The sequence below is a fragment of the Geotalea toluenoxydans JCM 15764 genome, from assembly GCF_001311985.1.
GTDB lineage: Bacteria > Desulfobacterota > Desulfuromonadia > Geobacterales > Geobacteraceae > Geotalea > Geotalea toluenoxydans.
This window is the reverse complement of record NZ_BBCJ01000012.1, coordinates 66,366-78,774: the sequence shown is the minus strand read 5'-3', so window position 1 is coordinate 78,774 and position 12,409 is coordinate 66,366. Positions and strand designations below refer to the sequence as shown.

Here is a 12,409-nt window from a genome sequence, read left to right as displayed (position 1 = left end):
TGAGGATATTATGCTTAAAACCATACTCGCCCGCATCCACCAGAAACACCGCACCCTGAAATATCCCGATGAACCGGCACAATTGCCTGAGCTTTTCCGCGGTTACCCTGTCCTCAACGCCGAGGCCTGCCCTGCCGACTGCCGTCTGTGTGCCGATGCCTGTCCATTCGGCGCCATCAGCCGCAATGGAAACTGCCTGTCACTGGATATGGGCAAATGCCTGTTCTGTCCGGAGTGTACCCTGTCGTGCCCCCATGGAGCCATCAGGTTCAGCCGCGATGAGAAGCTGGCGGCGAGAACTCGCCGGGATTTGATCGTATCTTCGGATGGAGAGCGGAAATTGACCGAAGCGCTGGAAGCAAAAATGCTTTCCCTCTTCGGTCGGTCTCTGAAACTGCGTGAGGTATGTGCAGGGGGGTGCAATGCCTGTGAGGCGGATGTGAACGTTCTGTCAACGGTGGCTTGGGACCTGGGACGATTCGGCATCCAGTTCGTGGCATCGCCGCGCCATGCCGACGGCATCCTGGTGACCGGTCCGGTGACTGAAAATATGCGGGAAGCGCTGCTGAAGACCTATGAGGCAGTGCCGGCGCCGAAAATCGTCATCGCCAGCGGTGCCTGTGCCATCAACGGAGGGCCTTTCATGGGCTCGCCGGAGGTGCACAATGGTGTGGATGGGCTGTTACCTGTGGATCTTTATATCCCCGGCTGTCCTCCCCACCCGTTCACCATACTTGACGGCCTGCTCAGGCTGTTGGGCCGCCTTCAGGATGGGAAATAAGCCGCCCCGGTCATAGTTCCGGATCCTTAGCCTCCGGAACATTCTGCTCCTCCACCGGTGACACTGCCTGCTGAAAATGAATGCGGCTGATGTACCAGTCGAAGAAGGCCAGGGCCAGGCCGGAGATCACCAGCGTAAACGCCCCCAGCCTCAACAGCAGTCCGTAAATGCTTCTCTCTTCCCAGGTCACGTCGGAAAAAAGCACAAATTTGCCGATAATATTTCCTGCAGCGTCTATGGATGCGTCAAAACCGCCACTCAACGACCGCCGCCCGATCTCAGGAGAAAGTTCCTGTCCTTATCCGAAACTTCCAGGATGCGGTCCAATCCAGGATACTGCCTATCATTGTTGGTGGAAACAACGACATAGTTCCTGTACTGATCCCAGTTCCCATAACGCCCCGACATCCTCAATCCCTGTTCCCATTTCCCCTTGTCGAGAAATTTCTTGTCCACGACCGACAAAAGTTCCATGTTCATCAACTTGGAGATACGTGCGGTCAGCTGCTCCACGTCTTCACCCAGTTCGATGTATCCCGTCAACTTGCCGTTGATGTACCAGGGGTGGACCGATCGCAACGCCACAGTGCCATAGGGACCATTTCCACGCCATTGGCAGGCTTACCCAAGTGGGCGGCAATGTCGACGGTGGTCAGATCGATAAGGTCGCCGAAGCTTTCCGGCTTATGCACGCGGAGAAAACATATTTTGTCGGTGGTAATGAAGTAGAAGTGGGTAATCCGGCTCCGATTGCGCAGCCCTTCGAATATGGGCAATGCATCGCGCAGCAGGGCCTGACGATCCCCGGACAACCAGGCTTTCTGCAGCTTTTCATCTTCCTTGAGCAGCACGAGAAAAGCATTGAGGAGGTCGGTTTCGTTCTGGATCTGGCTCTGGTAGTTCTTGTGGAAAGCATCGAGCCTCAACACCGTATCAGACTGGATGTGATCCCACTGCAAGCGGTAGACGGTGTAGATGAGGCCGCAGAGAAAAACCGCCATCGACATTACAAGGGGAATGAACAGCTTTCTTCGTACTTTCGCTATTTTAAAAGCCATTGCCCCCCCTGGCTGCGTCGTCTGATCCGGGATTAACCGCTATCAGCATTGGCCAGTCATAATAAAGTAGTGATTTGTCTATTTCAAGAAAAACCTTCCCCCCCTTTGCCATTGCGCAGGCACCCCGACAAAAAACTAAAGCCACTTTACCACATGCCGATAAATACAATTATCGAAGCTCTACAAAAGAATCGGAGAAAACCCATGGCTGATTTGATAGACGTGCCCCCGGACATGACCGTGAAAGACATCATCATCATGAAACGGCTGCAGAACGATTTTTTTGCAGAAGTGCGGCTGGTGATGAGAAATGGCCAATATGAGGCCGCCCTTTTTCTCAATGACCGGTTCAAACCGGGCCCCCCATCCCACAGCCCCTTGATAATCCCAGCGGCGACCTCACCCATTGGATGGGCGTCAGGCCCAGTGTCGGTCTGACTGCAGAAGAGGCCGAGCGTATACTGGACGAGGTCAGCGCCGAAAACGCCATCCACCATAAGAGAATGAATGAAAGGTGGGGCAAAAATAACGATGTTTAAAATTAATTTTTACGCGAATCTATTGCAACTACACGTAAAAAGCATTGACAGGAAAGAAAATTTAGTGAAAAACTTTCCCTGACAAAACATTGTTTCAGGAGCTGCCATGCCACGTATATTGTTATTGCTGATGGTCTTTCTGCTGCCGTCAACCGCGTTGGCAGGCCAGGAACAGCTTGAACGCGGAATCGACGAGTATCAGGCGGAACGTTTTGAGGAAGCCCAGGAAATTCTGGCTGCAGCTCAAAAGGAGCAGCCAACGTCTTCAGCAGTCGCTTACCATCTCGGGCTGGCCCTGAAACAGACCGGCAATCTGGAACAAGCCGTGACCAACCTGAAAATGAGCCTGAAGCTGGAACCGATGGTTTCTGACGCATATCCTGAGCTCATTGAGCTGCTTTATCTGCAGAACGATTTCGCAGGGGCGGGCAAATTCATTGCCATGGCAGAGAGTGCCGGGGTAAAACCGGCCAGGGTAGCTTTCCTGAAAGGGCAGGTACTGGCTGGGAACAATGACAGCGAAGGAGCAGTGGCCGCCTTGATCAAGGCCAAGGAAATCGATCCCGCCTTGGCACAGCAGGCGGACTTCCAGATCGCCCAGATATACCTGAAGCAGGGGGACCGGGACAAGGCACAGGAAAGCCTCAAATCGGTCATCTCCGGCGACCCTTCATCCGAGCTGGCAGGTTTTGCACGAGAATATGAAAGAAGATTGACGGCAACAGCACCTCGCAACTGGCATCTATTTGCCGAGGTAAACCTGCAGTACGACGACAACGTGGTGGTAAAACCGTCCCAGGATGTGCTGGGACTCGTCCTGCCCACGCCCCATGACTGGAGCAGCAATCAAAATCTGCGCGTCCTCTATGAGATGCCTGCCAAGGGACCATGGCTCTTCAATGGCCAGTACTCCCTGTACAACAACTCTTACTTCAAGCGTTACGAATACAGTCAGCTCTCCCAGGGAGTCACCCTGCGCCCGCTTATCGCCTGACGCCACAGTTGATGTTCTCCCTGCCGGTGTCTTTCAACTACACACTTCTGAGCTACGAGGCATACTCCAATCAAGTTACGGTCAAACCAACCGCCACCGCCTTTTTCGCCGATGATCACCTGGGGCAGGCGTCGTTCGGTTACAGCAGACGCAATTACATGCAGAATCCTGTCCCATCTGAAAATCGCGATGCTGACGGCTATGCAGGGCAGATGGCTACATTTACATGTTTGCCGGAGAGAAAGGCTTTTTCAATCTACGCTACGAATTTTCCCTGGAGGATGCACAGGGAAACAATTGGTCCTATCTGGGGAACAGGCTTAATGCAGATCTGCTTCTGCCCCTCGCTTCAAGGACCAGCGTCATTATCTCTCTTGAGGGGTTCTGGCAGAATTACCTTAACAATCACACGATCTATGGCATGAAGCGGGAAGACGCCACCTATGCGGCTACCGTCAACCTTAGCCATGAGCTAACCGATGGCGTATTTGTCAATTTCCAGTATTTCCACGCCTCGGATTTTTCCAACCTGGCCCTCTACGAGTATGACCGCAATGTCTATTCAACAGGGGTTGAAGTCCGCTTTTGAGGTGAACACATGATCGACAGACTGGGCAGATCACTATTCCTGCGGCTGGCTCTGCTTTTTACCTTGGTTGTGATGGGTTCAAGCACAGTCCTGGCGGCAGAGGACATTGCCTCTTTCAAAATCGTAAGCGGAACCGTTGATGTGCTGCGTAACGGCAGGCTGCCGGCAGTTGCGGTCAAGACCGGGGACAACCTCGGTGAAGGTGATTTTGTCCGCACCAGGAGCGGCAGCTTTGCGGAGATCCAGTTCAAGGACGGCACCATCCTCAAGGTTGCTCAAAGGAGCCGCATCGACATCGGGGCATATTTTTCCGGACAGCGGGAAAACGGCGCCAACGTGCGATTGCCGAGGGGCAAGGTGGAAGCCATCGTCGATCCTGCCAGGGTCAAGCGGGCCGGAGAGGGGCGGCGTTTCGAGGTTCACACCCCCAATGCCGTTGCCGGCGTCCGGGGAACCGATTTCATCGTCAGCCACGACCGAAGCCTGACCGGCGTCCTGGTCCGCCAGGGAAGCGTCTATACCTATAATCGACGCATGCCCGACCGGATAGTCACCGTCACGGCCGGCAATATTACCACAATCGCCCCCGGCGCTCCGCCACAGCCTCCGCGCCAGGCGCTGCCGGCGGAAACACAGCATATGGAAAAAGGTGTAACGGCGCCCAAGTCAGAGAACGGCGGTCAGTCCGGCACCCAGGGGACCAGTCAGCCGGCTGCCCAGTCAACCCAGGCAGCAAACGGAAACCAGACAGAAGGCGCAGACATTCTCAGCCAGTCAGCACCGTTGACCACCACTATTGCACCGACATCTACAGGAACCGCTCTTATGGGCAGCACCATACCGTCGGCAATCACAACAGCCCCCACGTCTTCAGTGACGACGACCACACAGGCACCGCCACCTCCGCCGCCGCCGGCTGCACCGGCAACAGCCACCACCACCCCCTCCTCCTCCGCCGCCGGTTGTTCCGACAACAACCAACGTCAATGTAAATGTAAATTTCTAACAGGGGGTAGCTCCCATGGGTAACCGGTTCATTTTTTCCACCCTCCTCTTTTTCATATTGATGGCATGTGCAGGCTGTTCCGGGAGCGGCACTGCCGGAACCAGCAAGGTTACGGTAAGTTTCGGCCAGGCCGCGGCAAAAGGGAGCGCAACAGCAAAAACGGTCTTTGCCGGCATGACCGCCGCAGCCACCAGCACAGGCATCCTTCCTTCCATCGTCAAAAAGATAACCATTACCGTCACCGCCCCGGACATGACGGACATCGTCAGGGTCATCACCGTTGCCCCCGGGCAGACTTCCGCATCAGACTCCTTTGCCGTTCCCAATGGCAGCGGCCGTGTCTTTAAGGTGATTGCCCAGGATAACTACAATAACACCCCCTATACCGGCAGCACCACCGTCGATCTTAACGGAACCGACACGGCAGTGCCGGTCACCATGCAGGAAGACGTCAATCAGGCCGTAACAGCCAAGCTCTACCAGTACTTCAAGGATACTATCGAGGCCAAGGGGACCGCCCTGACCGCTGCTGATCTGGCCCCGTTCTATGCAACGAGTTTCGGCATCCATGACGGCCTCTCCCGGACGGCAGCCATTGATTTCGATGTGAAGGACTATAAATTCGGGGATATTCTAACCAAAGGGATGGTCAGCCTGACCGCCTCAGCCAAACCGTTGTCCGCCACAGTCGGCAGCCCGGTCAAGGTTACCGGTAAGGGCTTTTTCAAGGATGGCTCCTACGGCTTCCCCGATGACGGCTTCATCATGATCAAGGAAAACGGGGAATGGAAGATCACCGGCAACAACTTTCTGGCAGCAATCGAACTCCGCGGCATTACGTCACAGTGGCTGGGCGGGCCGACCGCCCTGCGCGTGGAGTCGGGATTGCTGGTCAGGGTCGAGGATCGCGGCAATGCCGGGCTGACATCAGCGGTGGTCACTGGGCCGGGACTGCCAACCGGTGGCATTGTCCTCGCCAAAGACCCCTTGTTCCCCCAAAAAATGCAGCTGGGAAACGCCTATTTCCCCACGCCACCGCTTTCGACCATGCAATGGGAGATGTATGTGATGGCCGATGCCAGTCTTGCCGGCATCGCCGACAACTCCGTCTACACCTTCACCATTTACGACAGCAACAATGTGGTGGTGGAAACAAGGACATCGACCCTGCCGAGAAGGCCGTGGCTGCGAAGCGAAGCAACGTCCACGTCCGGGTATTTTCCGGCCCTTGCCGGGATTTCCCCCATTTCAGCGGCAACCAACGGCCATTTCCTTGCCGATGCCAGGATCGGCAGCACCCTGGCTTACAACGTCTCCACTCCCACGGCCTTCCAGTCAAGCTGGTTTGACACGTCCCTCAACTATTACGGCTGGGATACACTGGGCAAGGCGGGATACTATTTTCAAAGGGATCTGTTGCTCACCGATACCAGCGTTTCCCTCAGCAGCACCCTGCCGGTGCTGGCTCTTGGAGGAAGCCTCTCGGTTACCGCCGAAGACTTTGACAACCGGCGTCAGATCCAGAGCATCTGGCTTTTCAACGGCCCTGTTTCAGCCGCACCCATGTCGTCGGTAATATCTTTCATGACTACAACAGCCCAAGTGACAGGGGGTGTTACCAGCCCGGCCGCCGGTGACATCTGGAAATTCGGCGCCGCCTCCCCGGTCGTCACCTGGGAGGATCGCTTCTTTTCGCCTCTGGCGTGGAAATATTCCTGCTGGCCGACGATCCGCAAAAACTGACGGCGCCAATAACCTCCGGCGACCCCTTCCCCGGCAGTATCTGGATCAAGCTGACACCGACGGTCGTCCCCGCTTCGACAGGTTCCTTCACCCTGCCGGTGGCGGTGGAGACACTGGCATAGTCGGCAACGGCTGCCGGATTATGGTAGTGTCCACCACAGGTGATACATGGGCGCTGTCAGCACCATTCACCATCTCGCCTTAAGGGCTGCTGAAAACCTCCCATCTGCGGCGTTGCACTCACCCTTCGGCGCTGCGGAGGATCGACGCTAATCACAATTTATTTATCGCCTCAGGCACTGCCGGTCAGGTACTCGAACCCCTTCGGCCATATCCCCAACACCTGGCGCAGCAGGGCCAGCTCGCCGATGTGGTAGGCGTTGTGATCGGCCACCAGGAGCATCTCCCGAAAGATGGTGTAGTTTTTGGCATGGGGGATGGGGCAAAAAAATCGGTAGCCGGATCAGTCACTATCTCCTTCAGCTTTTCCAGGTCGGAAAGTACCCCCTCCACACTGCCATACCAGCCTTTTTCATCCGTTTCCTCGTCAGGAGACGGCCGATACCCTTCGGGATAGTCAGGTGACACATGATCGGGATCGATCATGAACTGCAAGATGTCCCACTGGGCAATGCGCAGGTGCTCGACGAAATGCCAGCAGGAATAGGGTGTATGCGGGGCCTTGCTGTTAATGTGCTCCATGGGAAACCGGGCGACAACATCGGCAAAATCCATATGGGCTTCCCCACCGGACAACAGGGCCAGTAATTCCTTTCGCAACAGGTCGTTCCCCTTCATGTTACCTCCATGGTTTCAGCCTGATTTGACTCTCCCCCGAGTTTATTTATACTTTTTAATATTATTGCCCATTTTGCCCCTGCTGTCCAAAGGGAGTCATATGCCAGCAACTCTTCCGTCGTACCCCTGGCCGGTCCGCAAGTCTTTTCGCAAAGCACTGAACCGCTCCGGCCTGATCATTCGACAGCACTCGACGGAGGCCGATCAGCTGATCGATTTTGCCTCCGCCACCGCCGCCGGCCTCAGCTCCATGCCCCGCAGACTCCAATGCCGTTTTCTCTATGATGCCCGCGGCAGTGAGCTGTTCGACCTTATTACCCGTCAACCCGAGTATTATCTCACCCGCACTGAAGCTGAAATTCTCGCAACCAAAGCACGCCTCATCAGGAAAATATGCGGCGCCACAACACTTGCGGAGCTCGGTTCGGGCAATTCCACAAAGACTGACTATCTGCTGCGGGCCTGGCTCGCCCAGGCACAGTCGGTGAGATATGTCCCGGTCGACGTGAGCGAGGCTGCCCTGCGAGAAGCTTCCCGCAACATAACCGTCAGCCATCCGGCAACACAAGTCCTCGGCATAAACAGCGACTACAGGAGTGCCTTCCCCCTCTTGCGCGAGATATCGCCGGTGACCGTGCTCTTCCTCGGCAGCAGCATCGGCAACTTCGCAGGCGATGAGATGTCCCTGTTTCTCCGTGACCTGGCCCTGTCCCTTTGCCTGGACGACTTCTTCCTGCTGGGCATCGACCTGGTCAAGGAGCGTCATACCATTGAAGCAGCCTACAACGATGCTGCCGGCATAACCCAGGAATTCACCCGGAATCTTTTCATCCGCATGAACCGGGAACTGGGAAGTTCCATAGACCCGTCTGCCGTCCAGCATGTGGCGGTTTACAACGAGGCAAAGGAGCAGGTGGATATCTGTGCCCGCTTCAGCCAACGCCAGGCGATCCACATCGCGCCACTAGGGCAGCATGTTATCATTGACGAAGGTGAAGCCATAAATACTGAGATCAGCCGGAAATTCCGTCTTGGGACATTTCTCCCATTCCTGGAAGGCTATGGCTTTACCGCCGAGGAGATCTTTACTGACGAACGGAGCTGGTTCGCCCTTCTCCTGTTACGCCGGAACGGCTTCCCCCCGGCTGTCTCCGGAGGTACTTCATAGTGACCGAGGACAGGATCCAAATTCACCATGGCCTGTGCGGCATCTGTCCCGCCGGCTGTTTCATAACGGCCACCATCAGGGAAGGCCGGTTACTAAAGGTTGAGCCACATAATGGGCACCCCCTGGGTATGATCTGCCATATCGGCCGGCATTCTCCCCAAATCGTCCACGACCCGGACCGGCTCCTTTATCCCCTGCGCCGCAGTGGCCCCAAGGGAACCTATCAATTTGAACGGATTTCCTGGGATGACGCCTTCAATACCATCGTCTCCCGTTTTCAGGAGATAAAAAACAGTTCGGGACCTGAAGCGGTAGCCTTTTATACCGGCCGGGGCAGCTTCGACATGGCACTGTGCGATGTCTTCCAACCGGCAGATGTGGCTGTTTCCTCCGCCTCCAGCGTCCTTTTCCCCTTCGGGTCCCCCAACACCCTTGGTGTCGGCGCCCTCTGCTACGTCTCCTTTGCCATGATCGCTCCCCATGTGACCATGGGGGAGATGCTGGTGACAATGGAGGCGGACATTGAGCAGGCAGAGCTGATTGTCATCTGGGGGGCAATCCCGCCACCGATTCACCGCCGCTGAATCACCTGCAGATCCTGAAAGCGCGGGAACGTGGCGCACGGATCATCGCCATTGATCCGCGCCTGGGTGAGACCGCCCGCGAGACCGGCGCCAGGTGGGTCCCCATCCGGTCCGGTACCGATGGAGCGCTGGCCCTGGGGATGATTGCCGTACTGGTTGAGGAAGAGCTTTATGACGAGAAATTCGCCGCTAACTGGACGGTGGGATTCGAGGAATTGAAGCAGCTGGTCCAGCACTACCGGCCGGAGGTGGTGGAAAGCATAACCGGAGTACCGGCAGAAACGGTACGTGAGCTGGCACGGGAAGTGGCGGCAGCTCGGGGTTCCGTGCCGGTCATGTACACCGGGCTGGAATATTCCGACAGCGGCGTCCAGGCCATCCGCGCCGTCTTTACGTTGTGGGCTCTGGCCGGTCAACTGGACGTGCCGGGAGGACTGGTCTTCCGTATGAAGGAAAATATCTTTCCCCAGAATCGCTCACACCTCATCCCCAATCCAGATATGAAGAAGGCCTTGGGGCGGGACCGCTTCCCGGTCTATAGCGCATATCGTGGTGAATCCCACGCCATTGCCCTTCCCGATGCGGTCCTGCATGGCAAACCATACCCGATCCGCGCCCTGACCGTCCTCGGCGGGTCGATCATCACCGCCTGGCCGCAACCGCAAATATGGCGCAAGACCTTGGATGCCCTGGATTTCATGGTCAGCATTAACCGCTACCATACTGCCGACTCCGCCTATGCCGACATCGTCCTGCCCGCTGCCACCTACTACGAGATCACTTCATACATGCGTTTCGGCCCGATGTTCAAGATCCGTGAACGCCTTGTGGAGCCGCAGGGGGAGGCGCGCAATGATTTCCTCATCCTGGCAGAACTGGCCGGGCGCCTGGCTATGGCCACCTTTATCCAAAATCGGAAGAGGAACTCCTGCGCCATGCCCTGGACGGCAGCGGCTTTTCTTTGGATGAGGTAAGGAAAGCCGGGGGAGAAGTGCGATTGCCGACAGCCATGATGCAGTACCGGAAGTGGGAAAAGGGGCTGCTTCGGGCCGACGGCCGCCCCGGCTTCAACACCCCCAGCGGCAAGTTCGAGATTGCCTCCTCGATCCTGGCCGAGCATGGGTATGATCCTCTGCCGGTCTATACCGAGCCTGCAGAAGGGCCACTGGCCGCCCCGGAGCTGGCACGGGAATATCCCCTGGTTTTCAACTCCGGTGGCAGGACCAGATTCGATTTCCGCAGCCAGCACCACGGGGTCCGTCCCCTTGCCGAGCGTCATGACAGCCCACCGGTGATGATGAACAGGACGGAGGCACTTGAATCGGGCATAGGGGAAGGTGAACAGGTCTGGGTGGAAACGCCACGCGGCCGCGCTCTTTTTACGGCAAGCCTTTCCGACCACATGATGCGCGGCACTGTTGACGCCGCCATGGGGGGTGGCGGTCCGCTGGGGCCGGCAGAATGGCAACAATGCAACGTCAACGAACTTACGGACATCGGCCGATTCGATCCCATCTCCGGCTTCCCCATATATAAAACCCTGCTCTGCCGGGTAACGAAACTGGCCGATGGCGGCCGATCGATTAAAAGGAATCAAGGTATTGAAACAGAAGACAAGGCTGAAGAAATACCTGCATACGAGCCTCTCGCTGGGCAAAGGGAGCCCCGGCAGGCGGTCTACCTGGACCATAATGCCACCACCCATGTTGCCCCTGGGGTACGTGAGGCAATGCTTCCCTTCTTGGGGGAGCGATGCGGCAATCCGTCAAGCATCCACAGTTTTGGCAATACGGCCAGGACAGCCATAGAAGCTGCCCGCAGAGTCGTTGCCCAGGGGCTCAACTGCACCGCCAGGCGCATCGTCTTTACCGGTGGAGGGTCAGAAGCGGATAACCTCGCCATTCAAGGTCTGGCAGCGGCTTCGGATGGGGAACGCCGGCACATCATCACCAGCAGCATCGAGCATCCCGCTGTGCTGGTCCCCTGCCGGGCATTGGCAACACTCGGATACGAGCTGACGATCCTGCCGGTAAACGGCTCCGGGGTAGTTGAACCGTCAGCTCTGGCCGTTGCCATCCGCCCGGATACGCTGCTGGTGTCCATCATGCTCGCCAACAATGAGACCGGCGCCATTCAGCCGGTGAGGGAATTGGCCGAGATTGCCCATGGCTGTGGCGCCCTTTTCCACACCGATGCGGTGCAGGCTTTCGGCAAGATACCCATCGATGTGGCAGAACTGGGGGTTGATCTGCTTTCGGTATCCGCCCACAAGCTCCATGGACCGAAAGGGGTCGGGGCGCTTTATGTGCGGAAGGATCTGAGGTTAGATCCGCTGGTCAAGGGGGGAGGACAGGAATGGGGGCTGCGTGCCGGTACTGAGAATGTGCCCGGAATTGTCGGCTTTGGCCGGGCAGTAGAGCTGGCTCTCTGCCGGTTGAATGGTGAGGAACCCAAGCGGCTGGCAGGCCTTCGTGAAAAGCTGGAAAAAGGAATAAGGGCGCTGCTGCCGATGGCAAAAAGCAACGGGCCGCCCGACGGGCGGCTTCCCAACACCCTCAGTATGACCCTGCCGGAAATACGGGGGGAATCGCTGGTCCTCCTCATGGACAGGAAGGGAATCGCCTTTTCCTCCGGATCTGCCTGCAAATCGGGAAATCCGGACCCATCCCACGTCCTGACCGCCATGGGGCTTACCCCCCAGCAGGCTCACTGCTCGGTCCGCTTCTCCCTGGGGAGCGACAATACCGAGGAAGAGATCGAGTATGTCCTTCGCTCTTTAGCCGAAGTTCTCGGCGAGACTATCAGCGTCATTCGTTTCGTGCCTTGTCGTTAGTTCGGGCAGGCGGCGGTTCTTCAGGCGCCTGGTCGCAACAAGGGTGAAAACGGTGCCGGAGCCGAGCATGTTCGCCAGACTGACTGCCGCAAACATGGGATCCCCGATTAAGGTCCAGGCATAAAGGGCGGTGATGATCGAGCCGACAGACCAACCGCCGAAGGTTATCAGCGAAAAAGACCCCACCTCTTCCTTGTTCCTGAGAATAGTCCTGATCTGCGGCAAATAAAGCAATACGGCGATGATGCCATTCAAGGCATAAAGAGAGCGTATCAACGGTGACACTCCTTTCATTTTTTCCATTTTGACCTCTAAC

Annotated in this window: 14 protein-coding genes and 1 pseudogene; 10 read left to right on the top strand and 5 right to left on the bottom strand. The window is 56.8% G+C overall.

Translation table 11 applies throughout. The features are described 5' to 3' along the window. The first annotated feature begins 10 nt into the window (after nucleotides 1-10). Complete coding sequence (locus tag JCM15764_RS09580; protein WP_054695087.1) at nucleotides 11-781, top strand: NADH-quinone oxidoreductase subunit B family protein; 771 nt, start codon at nucleotides 11-13, stop codon at nucleotides 779-781. Between the two features lie 10 nt (nucleotides 782-791). Here JCM15764_RS09580 and JCM15764_RS22680 read toward each other — a convergent pair whose 3' ends face one another. From JCM15764_RS22680 to JCM15764_RS22670, 3 genes are read right to left on the bottom strand one after another with little or no spacing between them, the layout of a single operon-like run. Further along, nucleotides 792-1,043, bottom strand: coding sequence for a hypothetical protein (locus tag JCM15764_RS22680; protein ID WP_243688681.1), 252 nt, complete (start codon nucleotides 1,041-1,043; stop codon nucleotides 792-794). After that, complete coding sequence (locus tag JCM15764_RS22675) at nucleotides 1,040-1,324, bottom strand: hypothetical protein (protein WP_243688680.1); 285 nt, start codon at nucleotides 1,322-1,324, stop codon at nucleotides 1,040-1,042. Before JCM15764_RS22675 ends, JCM15764_RS22680 begins: the two co-directional genes overlap by 4 nt. Next, nucleotides 1,321-1,839: a cache domain-containing protein gene (locus JCM15764_RS22670; protein ID WP_243688679.1), complete on the bottom strand. Its 519-nt coding sequence runs from the start codon at nucleotides 1,837-1,839 to the stop codon at nucleotides 1,321-1,323. The genes JCM15764_RS22675 and JCM15764_RS22670 overlap by 4 nt, the downstream gene beginning before the upstream one ends. Before the next feature lie 204 nt (nucleotides 1,840-2,043). Between JCM15764_RS22670 and JCM15764_RS09570 the strand changes: the two genes are divergently transcribed. From JCM15764_RS09570 to JCM15764_RS22665, 6 genes are all read left to right on the top strand, one after another. Further along, nucleotides 2,044-2,277 carry a hypothetical protein gene (locus JCM15764_RS09570; protein ID WP_243688678.1) on the top strand — a complete coding sequence of 78 codons (234 nt, stop codon included), beginning with the start codon at nucleotides 2,044-2,046 and terminating at the stop codon, nucleotides 2,275-2,277. Nucleotides 2,278-2,484: 207 nt separating this feature from the next. Continuing rightward, on the top strand, nucleotides 2,485-3,372 hold the full coding sequence (locus JCM15764_RS09565; RefSeq protein WP_243688677.1) for a tetratricopeptide repeat protein: 888 nt from the start codon (nucleotides 2,485-2,487) through the stop codon (nucleotides 3,370-3,372). A 226-nt stretch (nucleotides 3,373-3,598) separates the two neighbouring features. After that, on the top strand, nucleotides 3,599-3,961 hold the full coding sequence (locus JCM15764_RS09560; protein WP_054695081.1) for a hypothetical protein: 363 nt from the start codon (nucleotides 3,599-3,601) through the stop codon (nucleotides 3,959-3,961). A 9-nt stretch (nucleotides 3,962-3,970) separates the two neighbouring features. Further along, entirely contained in the window at nucleotides 3,971-4,990 is a 1,020-nt protein-coding gene (locus JCM15764_RS09555; RefSeq protein ID WP_054695073.1) for a FecR family protein, read from the top strand. Then, nucleotides 4,983-6,710 (top strand): hypothetical protein, encoded by a 1,728-nt coding sequence (locus tag JCM15764_RS09550; RefSeq protein WP_054695070.1) that lies wholly within the window; start codon nucleotides 4,983-4,985, stop codon nucleotides 6,708-6,710. Before JCM15764_RS09555 ends, JCM15764_RS09550 begins: the two co-directional genes overlap by 8 nt. Continuing rightward, nucleotides 6,671-6,832 carry a hypothetical protein gene (locus JCM15764_RS22665; RefSeq protein ID WP_243688676.1) on the top strand — a complete coding sequence of 54 codons (162 nt, stop codon included), beginning with the start codon at nucleotides 6,671-6,673 and terminating at the stop codon, nucleotides 6,830-6,832. Before JCM15764_RS09550 ends, JCM15764_RS22665 begins: the two co-directional genes overlap by 40 nt. Before the next feature lie 184 nt (nucleotides 6,833-7,016). Here JCM15764_RS22665 and JCM15764_RS09545 read toward each other — a convergent pair whose 3' ends face one another. Beyond that, entirely contained in the window at nucleotides 7,017-7,508 is a 492-nt protein-coding gene (locus JCM15764_RS09545) for a DinB family protein (protein ID WP_243688675.1), read from the bottom strand. A gap of 100 nt (nucleotides 7,509-7,608) precedes the next feature. On the opposite strand from JCM15764_RS09545, the gene egtD reads away from it, so the two are divergent. The 3 genes and pseudogenes from egtD to JCM15764_RS22650 all read left to right on the top strand — a co-directional run bounded on the left by egtD (nucleotide 7,609) and on the right by JCM15764_RS22650 (nucleotide 12,093). Next, nucleotides 7,609-8,676, top strand: coding sequence for an L-histidine N(alpha)-methyltransferase (gene egtD, locus JCM15764_RS09540; RefSeq protein ID WP_054695067.1), 1,068 nt, complete (start codon nucleotides 7,609-7,611; stop codon nucleotides 8,674-8,676). 128 nt (nucleotides 8,677-8,804) lie between these two features. Then, nucleotides 8,805-10,234, top strand: a pseudogene (locus JCM15764_RS22655) (molybdopterin-dependent oxidoreductase). Continuing rightward, nucleotides 10,222-12,093: an IscS subfamily cysteine desulfurase gene (locus JCM15764_RS22650; protein ID WP_243688673.1), complete on the top strand. Its 1,872-nt coding sequence runs from the start codon at nucleotides 10,222-10,224 to the stop codon at nucleotides 12,091-12,093. Before JCM15764_RS22655 ends, JCM15764_RS22650 begins: the two are co-directional and overlap by 13 nt. On the opposite strand, the gene JCM15764_RS09530 is transcribed toward JCM15764_RS22650, so the two are convergent. Further along, nucleotides 12,037-12,396 (bottom strand): PQ-loop repeat-containing protein, encoded by a 360-nt coding sequence (locus JCM15764_RS09530; protein WP_243688672.1) that lies wholly within the window; start codon nucleotides 12,394-12,396, stop codon nucleotides 12,037-12,039. The genes JCM15764_RS22650 and JCM15764_RS09530 overlap by 57 nt on opposite strands. Between the last annotated feature and the right edge of the window lie 13 nt (nucleotides 12,397-12,409).

Excerpts from the sequence above, each read along its gene's own strand:
- JCM15764_RS09550 (WP_054695070.1), top strand. The coding sequence starts at position 4,983 with ATGGGTAACCGGTTCATTTTTTCCACCCTCCTCTTTTTCATATTGATG.
- JCM15764_RS09570 (WP_243688678.1), top strand. The coding sequence starts at position 2,044 with ATGGCTGATTTGATAGACGTGCCCCCGGACATGACCGTGAAAGACATC.
- JCM15764_RS09580 (WP_054695087.1), top strand. The coding sequence starts at position 11 with ATGCTTAAAACCATACTCGCCCGCATCCACCAGAAACACCGCACCCTG.
- JCM15764_RS09565 (WP_243688677.1), top strand. The coding sequence starts at position 2,485 with ATGCCACGTATATTGTTATTGCTGATGGTCTTTCTGCTGCCGTCAACC.
- JCM15764_RS09560 (WP_054695081.1), top strand. The coding sequence starts at position 3,599 with ATGTTTGCCGGAGAGAAAGGCTTTTTCAATCTACGCTACGAATTTTCC.
- JCM15764_RS09530 (WP_243688672.1), bottom strand. The coding sequence starts at position 12,396 with ATGGAAAAAATGAAAGGAGTGTCACCGTTGATACGCTCTCTTTATGCC.
- JCM15764_RS09545 (WP_243688675.1), bottom strand. The coding sequence starts at position 7,508 with ATGAAGGGGAACGACCTGTTGCGAAAGGAATTACTGGCCCTGTTGTCC.
- JCM15764_RS22670 (WP_243688679.1), bottom strand. The coding sequence starts at position 1,839 with ATGGCTTTTAAAATAGCGAAAGTACGAAGAAAGCTGTTCATTCCCCTT.
- JCM15764_RS09555 (WP_054695073.1), top strand. The coding sequence starts at position 3,971 with ATGATCGACAGACTGGGCAGATCACTATTCCTGCGGCTGGCTCTGCTT.
- egtD (WP_054695067.1), top strand. The coding sequence starts at position 7,609 with ATGCCAGCAACTCTTCCGTCGTACCCCTGGCCGGTCCGCAAGTCTTTT.